18 protein-coding genes are annotated in these 16882 nt (G+C 72.8%); 7 read left to right on the top strand and 11 right to left on the bottom strand.

Features of this window, described 5'->3' with window-relative positions:
* Positions 1 to 10: 10 nt before the first annotated feature.
* Both ACFVT2_RS06555 and ACFVT2_RS06560 read right to left on the bottom strand, forming a co-directional pair.
* Positions 11 to 1273, bottom strand: coding sequence for a hypothetical protein (locus ACFVT2_RS06555; protein WP_390012910.1), 1263 nt, complete (start codon positions 1271 to 1273; stop codon positions 11 to 13).
* Complete coding sequence (locus ACFVT2_RS06560; RefSeq protein ID WP_390012912.1) at positions 1273 to 2250, bottom strand: 5-dehydro-4-deoxyglucarate dehydratase; 978 nt, start codon at positions 2248 to 2250, stop codon at positions 1273 to 1275. The genes ACFVT2_RS06555 and ACFVT2_RS06560 overlap by 1 nt, the downstream gene beginning before the upstream one ends.
* A 264-nt stretch (positions 2251 to 2514) precedes the next feature.
* Here ACFVT2_RS06560 and ACFVT2_RS06565 point away from each other — a divergent pair, with 264 nt between their 5' ends.
* From ACFVT2_RS06565 to ACFVT2_RS06585, 5 genes are all read left to right on the top strand, one after another.
* The gene (locus ACFVT2_RS06565) at positions 2515 to 3324 is read left to right on the top strand and encodes an NAD-dependent epimerase/dehydratase family protein (protein WP_390012914.1); all 810 of its coding nucleotides are present in this window, start codon (positions 2515 to 2517) and stop codon (positions 3322 to 3324) included.
* Between the two features lie 138 nt (positions 3325 to 3462).
* Positions 3463 to 3735: a GlsB/YeaQ/YmgE family stress response membrane protein gene (locus ACFVT2_RS06570; protein ID WP_390012916.1), complete on the top strand. Its 273-nt coding sequence runs from the start codon at positions 3463 to 3465 to the stop codon at positions 3733 to 3735.
* Positions 3736 to 3824: 89 nt separating this feature from the next.
* Entirely contained in the window at positions 3825 to 5099 is a 1275-nt protein-coding gene (locus ACFVT2_RS06575; protein ID WP_390013211.1) for a TerD family protein, read from the top strand.
* Between the two features lie 132 nt (positions 5100 to 5231).
* Positions 5232 to 5495: a hypothetical protein gene (locus tag ACFVT2_RS06580; RefSeq protein WP_390012918.1), complete on the top strand. Its 264-nt coding sequence runs from the start codon at positions 5232 to 5234 to the stop codon at positions 5493 to 5495.
* 582 nt (positions 5496 to 6077) lie between these two features.
* Positions 6078 to 6974: a class I SAM-dependent methyltransferase gene (locus tag ACFVT2_RS06585; RefSeq protein ID WP_390012920.1), complete on the top strand. Its 897-nt coding sequence runs from the start codon at positions 6078 to 6080 to the stop codon at positions 6972 to 6974.
* Positions 6975 to 6999: 25 nt separating this feature from the next.
* On the opposite strand, the gene ACFVT2_RS06590 is transcribed toward ACFVT2_RS06585, so the two are convergent.
* The gene (locus ACFVT2_RS06590; RefSeq protein ID WP_390012922.1) at positions 7000 to 8505 is read right to left on the bottom strand and encodes a hypothetical protein; all 1506 of its coding nucleotides are present in this window, start codon (positions 8503 to 8505) and stop codon (positions 7000 to 7002) included.
* A gap of 209 nt (positions 8506 to 8714) precedes the next feature.
* Here ACFVT2_RS06590 and ACFVT2_RS06595 point away from each other — a divergent pair, with 209 nt between their 5' ends.
* Both ACFVT2_RS06595 and ACFVT2_RS06600 read left to right on the top strand, forming a co-directional pair.
* Positions 8715 to 10553, top strand: coding sequence for an endonuclease/exonuclease/phosphatase family protein (locus tag ACFVT2_RS06595; RefSeq protein WP_390012924.1), 1839 nt, complete (start codon positions 8715 to 8717; stop codon positions 10551 to 10553).
* Between the two features lie 135 nt (positions 10554 to 10688).
* A complete protein-coding gene (locus tag ACFVT2_RS06600) occupies positions 10689 to 10832 on the top strand; it encodes a hypothetical protein (RefSeq protein ID WP_376569770.1) in 144 nt (47 codons plus the stop codon).
* Positions 10833 to 10916: 84 nt separating this feature from the next.
* Here ACFVT2_RS06600 and ACFVT2_RS06605 read toward each other — a convergent pair whose 3' ends face one another.
* From ACFVT2_RS06605 to sufC, 8 genes are all read right to left on the bottom strand, one after another.
* The gene (locus tag ACFVT2_RS06605) at positions 10917 to 11723 is read right to left on the bottom strand and encodes an EI24 domain-containing protein (protein ID WP_390012926.1); all 807 of its coding nucleotides are present in this window, start codon (positions 11721 to 11723) and stop codon (positions 10917 to 10919) included.
* Positions 11724 to 11862: 139 nt separating this feature from the next.
* Positions 11863 to 12852: a 2,3,4,5-tetrahydropyridine-2,6-dicarboxylate N-succinyltransferase gene (dapD, locus tag ACFVT2_RS06610; RefSeq protein WP_390012928.1), complete on the bottom strand. Its 990-nt coding sequence runs from the start codon at positions 12850 to 12852 to the stop codon at positions 11863 to 11865.
* Between the two features lie 144 nt (positions 12853 to 12996).
* Complete coding sequence (locus ACFVT2_RS06615; RefSeq protein ID WP_390012930.1) at positions 12997 to 13545, bottom strand: TetR/AcrR family transcriptional regulator; 549 nt, start codon at positions 13543 to 13545, stop codon at positions 12997 to 12999.
* A complete protein-coding gene (locus tag ACFVT2_RS06620) occupies positions 13545 to 13865 on the bottom strand; it encodes a DMT family transporter (protein WP_390012932.1) in 321 nt (106 codons plus the stop codon). The genes ACFVT2_RS06615 and ACFVT2_RS06620 overlap by 1 nt, the downstream gene beginning before the upstream one ends.
* A 156-nt stretch (positions 13866 to 14021) precedes the next feature.
* Entirely contained in the window at positions 14022 to 14357 is a 336-nt protein-coding gene (locus tag ACFVT2_RS06625; protein ID WP_390012934.1) for a metal-sulfur cluster assembly factor, read from the bottom strand.
* Positions 14354 to 14812 (bottom strand): Fe-S cluster assembly sulfur transfer protein SufU, encoded by a 459-nt coding sequence (sufU, locus tag ACFVT2_RS06630; protein WP_016578640.1) that lies wholly within the window; start codon positions 14810 to 14812, stop codon positions 14354 to 14356. Before sufU ends, ACFVT2_RS06625 begins: the two co-directional genes overlap by 4 nt.
* A gap of 52 nt (positions 14813 to 14864) precedes the next feature.
* A complete protein-coding gene (locus ACFVT2_RS06635) occupies positions 14865 to 16121 on the bottom strand; it encodes a cysteine desulfurase (RefSeq protein ID WP_390012936.1) in 1257 nt (418 codons plus the stop codon).
* Entirely contained in the window at positions 16118 to 16882 is a 765-nt protein-coding gene (sufC, locus tag ACFVT2_RS06640) for a Fe-S cluster assembly ATPase SufC (RefSeq protein ID WP_390012938.1), read from the bottom strand. Before sufC ends, ACFVT2_RS06635 begins: the two co-directional genes overlap by 4 nt.

Here is a 16882-nt window from a genome sequence, read left to right on the forward strand (position 1 = left end):
TGACGGGAAGTCAGGTCGGCGGAGCGGACTCCGCGCCGCTGCCCTGGGCCCGGCCGCCGGCGGACCGGTTCAGCGCCCGCAGCGCTCCCCGTACCGCCGCCAGGTCCGCCGCGCCGGCCAACCCTGCGTGGTAGAGCCGCAGTTCGTTCGCGCCGAGCGCGGCGGCGTGGGCGGCGTCGGCGGCCAACGTGCCGGGGCTGCCGCCCATCCCCGCGACCACGGTGAGGTTGGCGGCCACCGTCGTGCCCGCCGGGCGTGGTGCGAACGGCCCGAGCGCGGCGGCCCGGGCCGCGGCGCCCCCGGTGCAGGGCACCACCACCCCGTCCGCGCACGCCAGGACCGCCGCCGGGTCCACCCCGGCGTTGGCCCCGCACCGGTGCGGGGCGGGGTCGGCGTGCAGCAGCACCCGGAAGCCGTCCACCGCGGCCCGGGCCGCGGCGTCCCGCACGGCGTGCACCACCGCGCGTTGCAGTGCGCCCGCCGCCCGGTCCCGCCAGGCGCGCACCGCACCGGCCGTCTCCGGACCCAGCAGTTCCTCGACGGCGGCCCACTCCCCCGCCCGGCCGCCGCCGTCCGGTGGCACGGCGCCGGCCCACACCGGCTCCAGGGCGCGCCGCACGGCCGCCGGCACCTCACCTTCGGCCAGGCCGAGTTCGGCGTATCCGGCAAGGCACACCGGGCAGCAGCACAGGGACATCAGGTACTCCGCGGCGCCGCCCAGCCCGACCCCCGCGAGCTTGTCGTGGCCGTGCAGGTGGGCCAGCCCGTACCAGCCGCAGGACTCCAGCTCCACGCCCCGGGCACCGGGCCGGACGGCGGCCTCGGCGGCGAGGCGGACGAGGTAGTCGCGCACTTCGGGGCGGGCGATGCAGGGCGCCCACGGGTAGCGGTCGCCGTAGGCGTTGCGGACGACCAAGGTCGGATGGTCGGCGCCCAGGCGGGAGTTGTGGGCGAGGACGACCCAGCTGTGCACCTCCAGGCCGGCGGCGGTCAGCGCCCGCGCGGCGGTGTCGAAGGGGTCCGGGTCGGCGACCCAGTCCTGGGCGTACGGGCGCAGCGCGCGGCCCGCCCAGCGGTCCGGGTCGGGCGGGTAGAGGACGGCGGAGTGCCGGGCGGTGACGATGCGGTGGCGGGGGTGGCGTTGGGTGAGGGCGCGGGTGGAGTGGTAGGCGGCGGCCAGGGTGACCTGGTGGAGGCCGAGTTCGGCGAGGTGGGCGGGGGCGCGCGGGTCGCCGACCACGTCCCAGGGGTAGAGGAAGGCGGCGGCGCGCATCAGGCGCCGGCCCCGGGGACGGTCGCGGCCAGCGCCAGGCCGTGGTCGAGGAGCCGGGCGAGGCGCTCGACGTGTTCGGGCCCGGGGTCGGACAGCGGTGGCCGCACCCCGCCGACGGCCGGCCAGCCGCGCAGTCCCACGCCCGCCTTGACCAGCGAAACGGCGTATCCGCTGCCCTCGTTGCGGAGTTCCACCAGCGGCCGGTAGAAGCCGTCCAGCAGGCGGGTGACGGTGGACTCGTCGCCGCCGTTCAACGCCCGGTGGAAGGCGAGCGCGATCTCGGGGGCGAAGGCGAAGACGGCGGAGGAGTAGAGGTGGACGCCCAGGCCCCGGTAGGCGGGGCCGGTGAGTTCGGCGGTGGGCAGGCCGTTGAAGTAACGGAAGGGGCGGCCGGGGGCGTCGGTGCGGACCGCGCTGATGATGCGCTGGAGCAGGTCCAGGTCGCCCAGGCCGTCCTTGAGGCCGATGATGCCGGGGGTGCGGGCGAGGGCGGCGACGGTGTCCGGTGCGAAGACGGCGTTGTCGCGCTGGTAGACGATGACCGGGAGCGGGGTGGCGGCGGCGAGCGCGGCGTAGTGGCGGAGCAGGCCGGGCTGGTCGGCGTGGACGAGGTAGGGCGGCATGGCGAGCAGTCCGTCGGCGCCGGCGGTGTGCGCGAGGCGGGCGAAGTGGCTGGCGAGCGCGGTGCCGTAGCCGGTGCCGGCCAGCACCGGGACCCGGCCGGCGGTCTCCTCGACGGCCGCGGCGACGCAGGCGGCGTACTCGTCGGGGGTGAGGGCGTGGAACTCGCCGGTGCCGCAGCAGGCGAAGACGGCGCCCGCGCCGGCGTCGACGCCGCTGCGCAGGTGCGCGCGGAAGGCGTCCAGGTCCAGTGCGCCATCGGGTGCGTACGCGGTCACGGGGAAGAACAGCAGGCCGTCGAGGCGGTCGGCGAGGTGGGGGGACCTCCCGGCGGCGGGGCGAGGGTGTGCGGTCACGGGCTCTCCCTGACGTACGCAGACGCGATCTCGTATACGTTTATGATCGATGTCCATATCCCTGAACGGCATCACGGTATTGCAGCCGGACAGGGCGGGTCAAGGGTCCCAAACCCGTGCCGTACAAGCCGATTTGACCGTCCCGTCAAGAGTCTTGACCGGCCAGGATCGACCTCCCTAGCGTGTCCCTCCATCTGGCGCGTCCACCCATATGAATCTGGTCCGTGCACACGACCACGCCGCCCAGCCGGAGGAGTACCGCCCATGACCGCACCCCGCACCGTCCTGCTCACCGGCGCCGCCGGCGGCGTCGGCACCCTGATGCGTGCACTGCTGCCGCCCTACGGATACCGGCTGCGCCTGTTCGACCAGCGCCCGATCGACGGCGAACCGGACGCCGTCACCGCGGAGTTGGCCGACACCGAGGCGCTGCGCGCGGCGGTCCGCGGGGTCGACGCCATCGTCCACCTCGCCGGCATCTCCCTGGAGTCGTCGTTCGAGGAGATCCTGCGGGCCAACATCGAGGGCACCTACCGGCTCTACGAGGCGGCCCGCGAGGCCGGCGTGCGGCGGGTGGTCTTCGCCTCCTCCAACCACGCCGTCGGCTTCACCCCGCGCCCGCCGGACGGCTCCGCCGCCATCCCGGTCGACACCCCGCACCGCCCGGACACCTTCTACGGCCTCTCCAAGGGCTTCGGCGAGGACCTCGCCGCCCTCTACTGGGACCGGCACGGCATCGAGACCGTCTCCCTGCGCATCGGCTCGTGCTTCCCGCAGCCGACCACGGTGCGGATGCTCTCCCTCTGGCTGAGCCCGGCGGACTGCGCCCGACTGCTGCACGCCGCGCTCACCGCCGACCACGTCGGCCACACCGTCGCCTACGCCTCCTCCGCCAACACCCGCCTGTGGTGGGACCTGTCCACCGCCCACGCCCTCGGCTACGACCCGCAGGACGACTCCGAGCCGTACGCCGCCCAACTCCTCGCCGCCCAAGGAGAACTCGACCCCGAGAACCCCGAACACACCCACCTCGGCGGAACCTTCTGCACGAACCCGCCCCTTTGGCGGCATTGACCGCGATTCCCGGGCGATCCGCCCTCGTACGGAACCTCGTCCCCGCCCCCCTGCGTCCTTGAGGGCACAACGCCCGCCGGCACCGCAACCAGGTGCCGGCGGGCGCGAGCACACGACGCGAGAACGAGGTAACACACCATGGGCATCGTCAGCTGGCTCCTCCTGGGCCTGATCGCAGGCGTCATCGCCAAGGTCCTGCTGCCGGGACGGGACCCGGGCGGCCTCGTCGGCACCACCCTGATCGGCATCGCCGGCTCCTTCATCGGCGGCTGGCTCTCCACCCGCATCCTGCACCGCCCGATCCCCAAGGACTTCTACGACCCGGCCATGTGGATCTCCGCGGTGGCCGGTGCCCTGGTCCTGCTGATCGCCTACCGGCTGCTCTTCGGCAACTCCCGCGCCCGACGCTGACCAGCACGGACGCCCACCCCGGCCACCCCGGGGCGGCGCCCGCAGGGAACCGCGTACACCCCCGGACCGTTAGGGCTGTCATGACCGCAATGACTCCTGGCTCGAACCTCCCGCTCACCGCCGCGCGGGTGGCGGTGACCGTCACCGCCCCCGTGCGGCTGGACGTGTCGGGTCTGCTGCTCACCGCCGGCGGCAAGGTGCGCTCCGACGACGACTTCGTGTTCTACAACCAGCCCGCGGGGCCGGGGGTGAGCCACGGTACGACGCCCGGCGGCGACACCATCACGGTGGACACCGCCGCGGTGCCCGCGGACATCGACAAGGTCGTGATCACCGCGAGCCCGGACGCGCCCGGCGCGACCTTCGCCGGCACCGAGCCGACCGGCACGGTCCGCGACGCGGACGGCGGCGGGGTCCTGGCCACCTTCACCCCGCCGCAGCTCGGCCCGGAGACGGCGCTGGTGGTCATGGAGATCTACCGCCGCGGCGGCGGCTGGAAGGTCCGCGCGGTCGGCCAGGGGTACGCGAACGGGCTCGCCGGCATCGCCACCGACTTCGGGGTGAGCGTGGAGGAGCCGGCCGCAGCGCCGGCACCCCAGGCGCCCGCCCCGGCCGCCCCGACCGTTCCGCCCGCCCCGCCCGTCCCGCAGTCCCCGCCGGCGCCCCCTGCCCCGCAGGCACCCCCGGCGCCCGTCCCCCCGGAGCAGTGGGCACCGCCGGCCGGCGCCCCGGCCCCGATCGCCCCGCCGGCGCAGGCCCCCGCCCCGGTGGCCCCGCCGGCCGCCGGCAAGGTCAACCTCGACAAGGGCCGGGTCAGCCTCCAGAAGAACCAGACCGTCTCGCTGGTCAAGGGCGGCCGGCCGCTGCTCAGCTCGGTCCGGATGGGCCTGGGCTGGGAGCCCGCCCGCCGCGGCCGCAGCATCGACCTGGACGCCTCGGTGATCGCCTACGGCCCGGACCGCAGCAAGATCGACAGCTGCTACTTCGGCAAGCTCCGGATCCTCGACTCGGCGATCCAGCACTCCGGCGACAACCTCACCGGCGACGGCGCCGGCGACGACGAGGTGATCACCGTCCACCTCGGCGGGATCCCCCCGGAGGTCTCCGGCCTGGTCTTCGTCGTCAACTCCTTCTCCGGCCAGAAGTTCTCCGACGTCGCCAAGGCGTACTGCCGACTGACCGACGCGCAGAGCGGGGAGGAACTGGTCCGCTTCGACCTGGCCGGCGCCGAACCGCGGACCGGCGTGATCATGGCCAAGCTGATCCGGCAGTTCTCCGGCGAGTGGGAGATGACCGCGCTGGGCTCGTTCGCCGACGCCCGCACGGTGCGCGGCATGGTCAAGCCCGCGGCCGCCGCGCTGTAGCCCGTTCCCCCCGGTGGACGCGGTGCCGGCGCCCGCGTCCACCGGGGCCGGCACCGCGCCGGCCAGCCCCGGCCGGCCAGCCCCGCCGGTCGCTCGAAGGACTCCGGCAGCGCCGCCCGGTCGTAACCGCTGGTGGTCACCAGCACCTCGTCCGCCGCGCTCCGCTCGATCAGCGTCCCGAGCTCCTGTGCGACCTGCTCCTCCGTGCCGTGCACATGCCCCCGCAGCGCGTCCGCGCAGAAGCCCCGCTCCCGCTCCGACATTCCCTCCCCGGCGGCCGCCGGCCGCAACGGCGGGAACACCCCGTGCGTCCGCGAGTACGCCAGCGCCCGCGCCTCCGGTACGAGCAGCCGCCGGGCAGCCTCCGCCGTCCCGGCCACCGCCACCGTCCCGTAGATCACCGCGTACGGCCGCGCCCAGAGCCCCGACGGGCGGAACGTGGCGCGGTACTCCTCGATCGCCTCCGACAGCTTCGCCGGGGCCCGGAAGTCGCCGATCACCAGGGCCGGCCCGGCCCGTGCCGCCACCCGCGCCCCGCCCCGGTGGCCAGCACGAACGCCGGCACCGTCAGCCCCTCGGGCGTGGACCTGCGGATGGGCGGTCCGGGTACCCGTGAAGTAGCCCAGCAGTTCGACGGGCTGCGCCTCGAAGTCCTCGGCGGCGTCCTTCTCCGTGCCCGGCACCCGACGGATCCCGCCGGTGAAGCCGACCGAGCGGCCCAGCCCCCTGCCGATCCGGTCCGGGAAGAGCGAGGCGAGCGCGCCATGGGGCCCCCACGCCTGCCGAGCCGGCTCCGCGGTGTCCCGCAACGCCGCCGCGGACGGGTGTCCCTCCCTGGTGCGGGAGCGGTCCAGGATTGAGAATTGTGTCATCCGCATCGTCGAGCTCACCTCCCCTTCGACATCCGCACGCGCCCAGGATTCCGTCCCCGCGCCCCCTCGGCCCCCTCCCCCCACGGCTTACGACGAGGAGCGTCCGATGACCGAGCAGCCGCCCCCGACCGGCGGATCCGGCCGGTCCGCGCACCCGGACCACCCGGACGGCGCAGCCCGCCCGGACCTCCCCGAGCAGGTCGCCGCCACCTACGGCGAGGAGGACCTCAGCACCGTCCCCGCGTTCACCGGCGGCTTCATCAACTTCGGCTACTGGGCCTGGCTGCCCGAGCCCGCGGACCGGCCGCTGACCGAGGACGACCGGCTCCGCAGCGAGCAGGACCTCTACCGGCTGGTGCTGGACACCTTCGACCGGCCGCGCGGCCGCACCGCCCTGGAGGTCGGCTGCGGCCGCGGCCTGGGCTGTGCGCTGGCCCTGCGGGAGTTCGACTTCGGGTCGGTGATCGGCCTGGACGCCCATCCGGACCAGATCGCCCGCGCCCTGGAGGCCAACGCCGGCCTGCTCCGCGAGGACACCGGCCCCCGCCGCCTGGAGTTCGTGCTCGGCCCGGCCCAGCGGATGCCGTTGCCGGACGCCTGCACCGACTTCGTCTACTCCGTCGAGGCCGCCCAGCACTTCCGCGACCTGGCCGGCTTCGCCCGGGAGGCGGTGCGGGTGCTGCGGCCGGCCGGCCAGTTCGCGCTGACCACGTTCTTCGCCCGGGTCCCGGAGGCGGTCCGGGTGCTGCCCGAGCTGCTGCCCCCGTACGCCAACGGGCTGGACGTGGCGCACCTGGTGGACGACGTGGCCGCCACGTTCGACGGGGCCGGGCTGGTCGACGTCGCGGTGACGCCGATCGGCGACGGCGTCTGGGAGTCGTACGACCGCTATATGGCGGAGCGGCCGGAGCTGCGCGACAAGTGGCCGCGCCAGTACCTGACCGCCTACCAGACGGGACTGCTGGACTACTACCTGATCACGGCGGCGGCCCCGGCCGGCTGAGCCGGGGCCCCCGGTGCGGGCCGGCTCAGCCGGCCTGTCGCGACCGCGCCTTGAAGGCGGCCTTGCGCGCCTCCTTGGCGGCCTTCTTGTCCGGGTGGAGCCGTCCCATGGCCTCCAGGACGTCGGCGGTGGCCGGGTGGTCCACCCGCCAGACCGCGTCGAAGAACCCGCTGTGCTGGACGCTCAACCCCCGTACCAGCTCCGTCAGTTCGGCGGTCGCCTCGTCGTCGGTGTCGCCGAGCTGGGCCGCGATGGTGTCCACCGTCAGCCAGAAGACCAGGTCCTGGGACGGCTCGGGGATGTCGGGCAGTCCGCGCTCGGCGAGCCAGACCCGGGCCAGCCCGCCCAGGTGCCGGTCGTCGAGCACCTCGCGCAGCGCCGGCTCGGCCTCGGGGGCGATCAGGGAGAGGGTCTGCTGGGCGGCGAGCCGGCGCAGCGGGCCGCGCTCGTCGTCGCCGCGGGCGGCCGCGAGCAGCTCCCGGGCGGCGTCCAGCGGGGTGCGGGCGGCGAGCCACTGCTCGGACTCCGCCTGGGCCATCGCCTCGGGGTAGTCGGGCAGCGCCGTCAGCAGGACCTCGGCGCCCTGGTCGGCGAGGTCGCCGACGGCGGGGGCGTCCACCCCTGCGTCCAGCATCCGGGCGCGGACCGCCCAGACGCCGAGCGGGGTGAGCCGGACCAGGCCGTAGCGGGCGACGTCCTCGTCCGCGAGCGGCTCGGCCGCACTCACCGTCTCGCCGTCCTCGTCGAGCTCCTCGATCAGCGCCTCGTCGACCGGCCGGTAGGCGACCAGGCCGATCGGCTCCAGCACCCGGAACTGGTCGTCGAGCCGCATCATCGCGTCGGAGACCTCTTCGAGGACCTCGTCGGTGGGCTCGTCCATGTCATCCGGGATGATCATGGAGGCGGCCAGCGCGGGCAGCGGGACGTCCTGGTCGGGGAGCTCGCCCAGGGCGCTGAGGAGGTAGAGGTTGCCGAGGATGCCGTCCAGCAGCTCGGCCTCCTCCTCCGGGTTCCAGTCCAGGGCGTCCAGGTCGAGTTCGTCGCCCTCGGCGAGCTGCTCGGCGATGTCGGAGAGGTCCGGGGCTACCGCGTCGGCGAGCACGGTCTCCATGCCGCCGAGCCAGATGTCCAGGACGTCCTGCGGGCTGCCGGAGGTGAGCAGGCCCAGCTCCTCGCCGGGGGTGGCGGTGCCGACCGCGGCGTCGTCCGGGAGGTTCGCGGCGTCGACCCCGTCGGCCCCGTCGCCCTCCTCGTGCTCGGTGATCTCGACCAGCCCGGTGTCCACCGCCAGCTGCCACGCCTCGGTGGTGTAGGCCGGGCCGTCCTCGTCGTCGGCCAGGCCCAGGTGCTCGGTGGCCGCGACCAGCGACTTCTCGACCAGCTCACCGCCGACGCTGACCGGGACGCCGGACTCGGCCCAGCGGGCGAGCTGGGCGGCCCGGGCCAGCAGCGGGGCGCTCAGTGCGGCGCGGGCCAGTTCCGCTTCGGAATGCAGCCGCACCGGCGGCATGGTGGGGCGGTCTGCGGACATCTGGGCTCAGCTCCTCGGACGGACATCGGCTCGTGCGCCGCCCAAGCGTAGACGGAATCCTCCCCATCTCGGGCGGTTCACCCGCTCGTACGCTCCCGTCCACCGGGAGAACCTTGACAACTCCCTTGCGCACACAAGAGATTGACGCGCGTAGCGAGCGCCGGTCCCGCTCCGCCACATCTCCTACCCCCCCTTCTCCGGAGGCATTGATGCCATCCCGTCGTACGCTCCGCAGACCGGTCGCCCTCAGTGCGGTGGCCGCCTGTGCCGCCCTCGCCGGCGGACTGCTCAGCGTGCAGTCCGCCTCGGCGGCCGGCACCCGGATCCACGACATCCAAGGCAGGACCCGAATATCCCCGCTGGCCGGCAAGCAGGTCGGCGACGTTCCCGGCACCGTGACCGCGATCCGGGCGTTCGGCTCGTCCCGCGGCTTCTGGGTGCAGGACCCGCACCCGGACGACGACCCGGCGACCAGCGAGGCGGTCTTCGTCTTCACCGGCAAGGAAACGCCGAAGGTCGCGGTCGGCGACGCGCTCACCTTCAGCGGCACGGTCAGCGAGTACTACCCGGGCGGCAAGGACGCCGGCGGCCAGTCCGTCACCGAGATCACCGGTGCCACCTGGAAGGTCACCGCGAGCAACCAGCCGCTGCCGGCCCCGGTCAAGCTCAACGCCGCCTCGATTCCCGCGACTTACGCACCCGACGCGGGCGGCCGGAGCATCGAGTCGCGCACCCTCCAGCCCACGAAGTACGCCCTCGACCGCCTGGAGTCGCTGGAGGGCATGCGGGTCTCGGTCGTCGACGCCCCGGTCGTCGGCCCCACCAACACCCACAACGAGCTGTGGGTGACCGCCACCCCCGGCCACCACCGCACCGCCCGCGGCGGCACGCTCTACGAGTCGTACGCCGACCCCAACGGCGGCCGCGTCAAGGTCCAGTCCCTCATCCCCTTCTCGCAGCGGCCGTTCCCCGTCGCCAACGTCGGCGACCGGCTGAACGGCACCACCGCCGGCCCGCTGGACTACGACAACTTCGGCGGCTACACCCTCCAGGCCACCGAACTGGGCACACTCGCCGCCCACACCCCGGCGCCCGAGGTCACCCGCAAGCAGACGGCCGGCGAACTCGCGGTGGCCACCTACAACGTCGAGAACCTCGCCCCGGACAACCCGCAGACCAAGTTCGACCGGCTGGCCAAGGGCCTGGTGCACAACCTCGCCGCCCCCGATGTCGTCGCCCTGGAGGAGGTCCAGGACGACAGCGGCGCCACGGACGACGGGACGGTCACCGCGGGGACCACCCTCAAGAAGCTCACCGACGCCATCAAGGCGGCCGGCGGCCCGGCGTACGAGTGGCGGGCGATCGACCCGCAGAACGACCAGGACGGCGGCCAGCCCGGCGGCAACATCCGGGTGGCGTTCCTCTTCAACCCGCAGCGGGTGGCGTTCACGGACGTCAAGGGCGGCGATGCGACCACGCCGGTCAAGGTCGTCGACGACCACGGCCGGGCCGGACTGTCCGCGTCGCCGGGCCGGATCGCGCCGACCGAAGCGGCGTGGAAGGCCAGCCGCAAGCCGCTGGCCGGCGAGTTCGCGCTGCGCGGCAAGCCCGATCGCCGGGTCTTCGTGATCGCCAACCACTTCAACTCCAAGGGCGGCGACCAGGGCCTGGACAGCCGCTTCCAGCCGCCGGCCCGGACCTCGGAGACCCAGCGCACCGCACAGGCGAAGCTGGTCAACACCTTCGTCAAGGAGCTGCTGGCCAAGGACCCCAAGGCCGACGTGGTGGTGGCCGGTGACCTCAACGACTACCAGTTCTCGCCCGCGCTGAAGACCCTCACCAGCGGCGGCGTACTCACCGACCAGGTCACCAAGCTGCCGGTCGCCGAGCGCTACAGCTACGTCTACCAGGGCAACTCCCAGGTGCTGGACCACCTGCTCACCAGCAAGGCGCTGACCCGCACCGACTACGACGTGGTGCACATCAACGCCGAGTACGCGGACCAGACCAGCGACCACGACCCGCAGGTGCTGCGGATCAAGCCCTGACGCCCGACATCCCTGCCCCTCGCCTCACCCGGGGTGACCGTCTCGTCACTCCATCGGCCCACCTCCGGGGGCCGACTGCGCCCCGGGGTGCGGTACTGGGAGGGCAAACACCGTTTCGGCGAGACAAAGGGAGTCATGATGCCGAAGTCGCAGAACCGTAAGTCGGGCAAGCAGGACCGAGCCGCCGAGCGGCGCTCCGAGCAGCACCGGCCGCAGTCGGAGGAGTCCGCCGCCGAGCGCACCCAGGACCTGAAGCCGCGGTCGCGCAAGGCTGACTGACGCGGGTAGGGCAGTACGCCCGAGCGGCCGCCGCACCACAGGGTGCGGCGGTCGCTCCGTCGTTCCGGGCGTCCCCGGGCGCGGTCACCAGGCGGCGGGCACCGCCCGTTCCTCCGGCTCCGGCCCGTCCGCCACCGCCGGCCCGGCATCCGGCCCGACGGGCGCCAGCTCCCGCACCAGCAGGGTGGCCCCGGCCACCGCGCCCGGCATCAGCAGCACCGCCACGAACGGAATCAGGAACAGCAGCACCAGCGGCGTCCCGAAGCCCACCGCCAGGGCCTTGCGACCGCGCAGCAGCCGCAGCCGCTCGCGGACCGGAATGTCCCGGCGCTGCATCGCCACCGTGGTCAGCTCGACGGCGAGGAAGAAACCGGAGACGCAGAACCCGAGGGCCGGAACCACGGTCTGCCCCACGAACGGCAGGAAACCCAGGAGGAAGAGCAGCACCCCGAACCCGGCGGCCCGCAGCAGTACATGGACCATGTCCCGCAGCGCGATGCCGATCTCCCGCCACAGCGGGCGACCCGAGCCGGGCGGGCAGCCGCCCTCGCTCTCCTCGACCTGCTCCGACAGCGACTCGTAGAAGGGGTCGCCGATCAGCAGGGTGACGGCGGTGAACGTCAGCACCGACAGCATCAGCCCGCCGGCCAGCAGCAGCGCCACGAACAGCCCGCGCAGCAGCCCCTGCCACGGCGAACCCCAGCCGTCGGCGAACGGCGTCGCCCAGGCGGCGAGGTCGCCGGACCACAGGGCCAGCACGGTGAGCAGCCCCGCGTACAGCACCAGCGCCACCAGTGCGGGGATCAGCCCGAACCCCCACCACCGGCCGTGCCCGGCGACCCAGCGCACGCCCCGGCCCAGATACCGCACCCCCGCCACAAGATCACGCATGGGGCCACCCTATCGGCGCGGCGGGGCAGTTGACCGGTCCGGGACAACGCTGCGCGGGACCGGGTCCGGACCCGCACACGCCCCGGGCCCGGCGGTGTGACCGCCGGGCCCGGGGCGAGGACTGCGGGACGGTGCCCGGTCAGTTGTGGCTGTGCAGGATCTCGTTCAGGCCGCCCCAGACCGCCTTGTTCGGGCGGGCCTCGACGGTGCCGGTGGTGGAGTTGCGGCGGAAGAGGATGTTGTCGGCGCCGGACAGCTCCAGCGCCTTGACGATCTGGCCGTCGGGCAGCGTGATGCGGGTGCCCGCGGTCACGTACAGACCGGCCTCGACCACGCACTCGTCGCCCAGCGCGATGCCGATGCCCGACTCGGCGCCGAGCAGGCAGCGCTCGCCGATCGAGATGATCTGCTTGCCGCCGCCGGAGAGGGTGCCCATGGTGGAGGCGCCGCCGCCGATGTCGGTGCCGTCGCCGATCACCACACCGGCGCTGATCCGGCCCTCGATCATCGAGGTGCCCAGCGTGCCGGCGTTGAAGTTGACGAAGCCCTCGTGCATGACGGTGGTGCCGGCCGCGAGGTGGGCGCCCAGTCGCACCCGGTCGGCGTCGGCGATCCGGACGCCGGCGGGCGCCACGTAGTCGGTCATCCGCGGGAACTTGTCGACGCTGGTGACCTGGAGGTGCAGGCCCTCGGCGCGGGCGTTCAGCCGGGCCGTCTCCAGCTGGTCGACCGGCACCGGGCCGAGCGAGGTCCAGGCGACGTTGGCCAGCAGGCCGAAGACGCCCTCCAGGCTCTGGCCGTGCGGCTTGACCAGGCGGTGGCTGAGCAGGTGCAGGCGCAGGTAGGCGTCGTGCGCGTCCAGCGGCTTGTCGTCCAGGGAGGCGATGACCGTGCGAACGGCCACGACCTCCACGCCGCGGACCGGGTCGGGCCCGATGGCCTTGAGGACGGCGGCGCCCAGCAGCTCGGCGGCGCGGTCGTCCGCCAGCTGCTCGGTGCCGGCCGGGCCGGGGGCGTCGACCAGCTCGGGCGCGGGGAACCAGGTGTCGAGAACGGTGCCGTCGGAGGCGACGGTGGCGAGCCCGGCGGCGACGGCGCCGGTCGTGCGGGAAGTTGCAGCATCGGTCATGTGGGAAACCTAACCGGAGCCCGCCCGCGGAGGCGAACCGGTCTCAGCGATCGGTCCCGGGCCGTACGGTCACACGATCCGGACCGCCCGCCCGCACCGTCCGGCTCGTAGGGTCGCACCAGCCGCCGGCCCGCGGGCCGCCGGTCACCGGGCGGCTCCCAGCACCCCGGCCAACCCCTCGCGTACCAGGGCCGGCTGGAACGGCTGACCGGTGAGCAGGTGCTGGAGCAGCAGCCCGTCGGTGAAGGCCACCACCGCCCGGGCGGTGGCCCGGTCGCCGATCCGCCGGGCGAGCAGCGCCACCATCTCGTCCAGGCACTCGGCCGCGATCGGCCGCACCGCCTCGTGCCGCAGCGCGGCCAGGTACAGCTCGTACTCCAGCTCCACCCGCGCCCGGTCCGCGGCGAGCGTCTGCGCGACCAGCCGGGCCACCTCGTCGGCGAGCGGCACGGCCGGGTCGATCCCCTCCACCCAGCGCGCGAAGTCCGCCAGCCACCAGCCGTTGGCCTGCCGCAGCGCGGCGACCAGCAGGTCGTCGAGGGTCGCGAAGTGGTACGTCGTGGAGCCCAGCGGGACGTCCGCCGCGGCCGCCACCGCGCGGTGGCTGAGCCCGGCGATGCCCCGCTCCCCGACCACCGCGATCGCCGCGTCGATGATCCGCTGCCGCCGCTCCGGGTCATACCGCCGGGCCATCAGTGCGCCCCGTCGAGGTTGAGCACCACTACCCCGGCGATCACCAGCAGCACCCCGAAGATCTTGAACGCGCTGGCGCTCTCGCCCAGGAACACCATCCCGATCGCGGCGATCACCGCGGTACCGGCCCCGGCCCAGATCGCGTACGCGGTCCCGACGCTCATCGACTTGAGCGTCTGGGCGAGCAGCGCGAAGGCGAGCACGTACCCGAGGACGGTGCCGAGCGAGGGCCACAGCCTGCTGAAGCCGTGGCTGTACTTCATCGAGGTCGTCGCGAGGACCTCGGAGAGGATCGCGCCGGCGAGCGTCAGATAGGCCATGCGTACGAGCGTACACAGCGTTGCGTACGGCCGTACACAACGGGGGGGCGGGACGACCGCAGCGCTCGGCGCCCGGAACGACGAAAGCGGCCGTGCCCACCGGAGGAACCGGTGGGCACGGCCGCTTGACCGTGCGGTGGTGCCGCGGAGCGGCACTCAGACGTTGAACCCCAGCGCACGCAGCTGCTCGCGGCCATCGTCGGTGATCTTGTCCGGGCCCCACGGCGGCATCCAGACCCAGTTGATCTTCAACTCGCTGACGATGCCGTCCGTGGCGGACCTCGCCTGGTCCTCGATGACGTCGGTCAGCGGGCAGGCCGCCGAGGTCAGCGTCATGTCGATGGTGGCGATGTTGGCGTCGTCGACGTGGATGCCGTAGATCAGCCCGAGGTTGACGACGTCGATGCCCAGCTCGGGGTCGACGACGTCGTACAGCGCCTCGCGGACCTCTTCCTCCGAGGCCGGCTTGGTGGTGGTCGGGGTGTCGGTCATGCGGTCTTCGCCTCCTGGGAAAGGGCCTTGGCCGTGGCGTCCTTCCAGGCCATCCAGCTGAGCAGGGCGCACTTCACACGCGCCGGGTACTTGGAGACACCGGCGAACGCCACCGCGTCCTCCAGCACCTCCTCCATGGCGTCATCCGGCTCCACCTGGCCCTTGGACTGCATCAGCTCCAGGAAGGTCTCCTGGATCCGCTGCGCCTCACCGAGCTCCTTGCCGACCAGGAGGTCGTTGAGCACCGACGCACTGGCCTGGCTGATGGAGCAGCCCTGCCCCTCGTACGACACGTCCTCGATGGTCGTGCCGTCGAGCCGCACACGGAGCGTGATCTCGTCGCCGCACGTGGGGTTGACGTGGTGCACCTCGGCGTCGCCGTCCCGAAGACCGCGCCCATGGGGGTGCTTGTAGTGGTCCAGGATGACGTCCTGGTACATGGAATCCAGCTTCACGACTCAGTCAGTCCTCGTCCTCATCCGCCGTGCTCATTAACCGCGGTGATCATTAACCGAAGAAGTTGCGGACGTGCTCCAGGCCCTCGACCAAGGCGTCGACCTCACCCGGGGTGGAGTACAGATAGAACGACGCTCGCGTGGTCGCAGGAATTCCGTAGCGCAGGCAGACCGGGCGCGCGCAGTGGTGCCCCACGCGGACCGCGATGCCCTGCTCGTCCAGAACCTGACCCACGTCGTGCGGGTGGATGTCGCCGAGCGTGAAGGAGATCGTCGCCCCGCGGTCCTCGGCCGTGCTCGGGCCGATGATGCGCAGGTCGGGGACCTCCAGCAGCCGCTTGACGGCGTACTCGGTGATCGCGTGCTCATGCGCGGCGATCTTGTCCATGCCGATCGCGGTGAGGTAGTCCACGGCCGCGCCGAGGCCGACGGCCTGCGCGATCGGGGGCGTACCGGCCTCGAACTTGTGCGGCGCGGGCGCGTAGGTCGAGGAGTGCATGGACACCGTCTCGATCATCTCGCCGCCACCGAGGAACGGCGGGAGGTCCTCCAGCAGCTCCTGGCGGCCCCACAGGACGCCGATACCGGTCGGACCGCACATCTTGTGGCCGGTGAAGGCCACGAAGTCGGCCTGGAGCGCCTGGACGTCCAGGACCATGTGCGGCGCGGCCTGCGAGGCGTCGATGCACACCAGCGCACCGACCTCCTGCGCGCGCCGGACGATCGTCTCGACCGGGTTGACGGTGCCCATGATGTTGGAGACCAGCGTGAAGGAGACGATCTTCGTCTGCTCCGTGATGACCTCGTCGATGTTGGACAGGTCGAGGCGGCCGTCGTCGGTGATGCCGAACCACTTCAGCTTCGCGCCGGTGCGCTGCGAGAGCAGCTGCCACGGGACGATGTTGGAGTGGTGCTCCATCTCCGTGATGACGATCTCGGTCTCGTGGTCCACGCGGTAGGGCTCGTCGGCCCAGCCGAGCATGTTCGCCACGAGGTTGAGCGACTCCGAGGCGTTCTTGGTGAAGATCACCTCGTTGCGGCTCGGCGCGTTGATGAAGGTGGCGACCTTGTCGCGGGCACCTTCGTACAGCGCCGTGGCCTCCTCGGCGAGCACATGCACGCCGCGGTGGACGTTGGCGTTGTGACGTTCGTAGTAGGCACTCAGGGCGTCGAGGACCTGGCGCGGCTTCTGCGAAGTCGCCGCGTTGTCCAGGTACACGATCTTCTTCCCGTCGTGGACCAGGCGGTCCAGGAGGGGGAAGTCCTTACGGATCGCCTCTGTGTCGAGGAGGCCCGGCAGCTGTGTCACGCGGTCGTACCACCCTTCACGTATGCCTCGTAGCCCTCGGCCTCCAGCTTGTCCGCCAGCTCGGGGCCGCCGGACTCGGCGATCCGCCCGTTGGCGAAGACGTGGACGTGGTCGGGCTTGATGTAGCGGAGAATCCGCGTGTAGTGGGTGATGAGCAGGGTGCCCACCTGGCCGGTCTCACGGATGCGGTTGACGCCCTCGGAGACGATCCGCAGCGCGTCGACGTCGAGGCCGGAGTCGGTCTCGTCGAGGATCGCGATGGCCGGCTTGAGCAGCTCCAGCTGGAGGATCTCGTGGCGCTTCTTCTCACCGCCGGAGAAGCCCTCGTTCACGTTGCGCTCGGCGAACGCCGGGTCCATCTGGAGACGCGCCATGGCCTCCTTGACCTCCTTGACCCACGTGCGGAGCTTGGGGGCCTCGCCGCGGATCGCGGTGGCGGAGGTGCGCAGGAAGTTGGAGACCGAGACACCGGGGACCTCGACCGGGTACTGCATGGCGAGGAAGACGCCGGCCCGGGCGCGCTCGTCGACGGACATCTCAAGGACGTCCTCGCCGTCGAGGGTGACGGTGCCACCGGTGATCGTGTACTTGGGGTGACCTGCGAGGGAGTAGGCGAGGGTCGACTTGCCGGAGCCGTTGGGGCCCATGATGGCGTGCGTCTCGCCCTGCTTCACGGTCAGGTCGACGCCCTTCAGGATCTCGCGCTGGCCGTTCTCGGCCTCGACGGAGACGCGCAGGTCGTGGATCTCAAGCGTTGCCAT

Origin of the sequence: Streptomyces sp. NPDC058000 (assembly GCF_042886435.1) — a bacterium.
GTDB lineage: Bacteria > Actinomycetota > Actinomycetes > Streptomycetales > Streptomycetaceae > Streptomyces.

Bases quoted from the DNA above. Each gene is read 5' to 3' on its own strand.
- ACFVT2_RS06590 (WP_390012922.1), bottom strand. From the start codon at position 8,505: ATGTCCGCAGACCGCCCCACCATGCCGCCGGTGCGGCTGCATTCCGAA.
- ACFVT2_RS06575 (WP_390013211.1), top strand. From the start codon at position 3,825: ATGACTCCTGGCTCGAACCTCCCGCTCACCGCCGCGCGGGTGGCGGTG.
- ACFVT2_RS06570 (WP_390012916.1), top strand. From the start codon at position 3,463: ATGGGCATCGTCAGCTGGCTCCTCCTGGGCCTGATCGCAGGCGTCATC.
- ACFVT2_RS06605 (WP_390012926.1), bottom strand. From the start codon at position 11,723: ATGCGTGATCTTGTGGCGGGGGTGCGGTATCTGGGCCGGGGCGTGCGC.
- dapD (WP_390012928.1), bottom strand. From the start codon at position 12,852: ATGACCGATGCTGCAACTTCCCGCACGACCGGCGCCGTCGCCGCCGGG.
- ACFVT2_RS06600 (WP_376569770.1), top strand. From the start codon at position 10,689: ATGATGCCGAAGTCGCAGAACCGTAAGTCGGGCAAGCAGGACCGAGCC.
- ACFVT2_RS06585 (WP_390012920.1), top strand. From the start codon at position 6,078: ATGACCGAGCAGCCGCCCCCGACCGGCGGATCCGGCCGGTCCGCGCAC.
- ACFVT2_RS06555 (WP_390012910.1), bottom strand. From the start codon at position 1,273: ATGCGCGCCGCCGCCTTCCTCTACCCCTGGGACGTGGTCGGCGACCCG.
- ACFVT2_RS06595 (WP_390012924.1), top strand. From the start codon at position 8,715: ATGCCATCCCGTCGTACGCTCCGCAGACCGGTCGCCCTCAGTGCGGTG.
- ACFVT2_RS06620 (WP_390012932.1), bottom strand. From the start codon at position 13,865: ATGGCCTATCTGACGCTCGCCGGCGCGATCCTCTCCGAGGTCCTCGCG.
- sufC (WP_390012938.1), bottom strand. From the start codon at position 16,882: ATGGCAACGCTTGAGATCCACGACCTGCGCGTCTCCGTCGAGGCCGAG.
- ACFVT2_RS06615 (WP_390012930.1), bottom strand. From the start codon at position 13,545: ATGGCCCGGCGGTATGACCCGGAGCGGCGGCAGCGGATCATCGACGCG.
- ACFVT2_RS06625 (WP_390012934.1), bottom strand. From the start codon at position 14,357: ATGACCGACACCCCGACCACCACCAAGCCGGCCTCGGAGGAAGAGGTC.
- ACFVT2_RS06565 (WP_390012914.1), top strand. From the start codon at position 2,515: ATGACCGCACCCCGCACCGTCCTGCTCACCGGCGCCGCCGGCGGCGTC.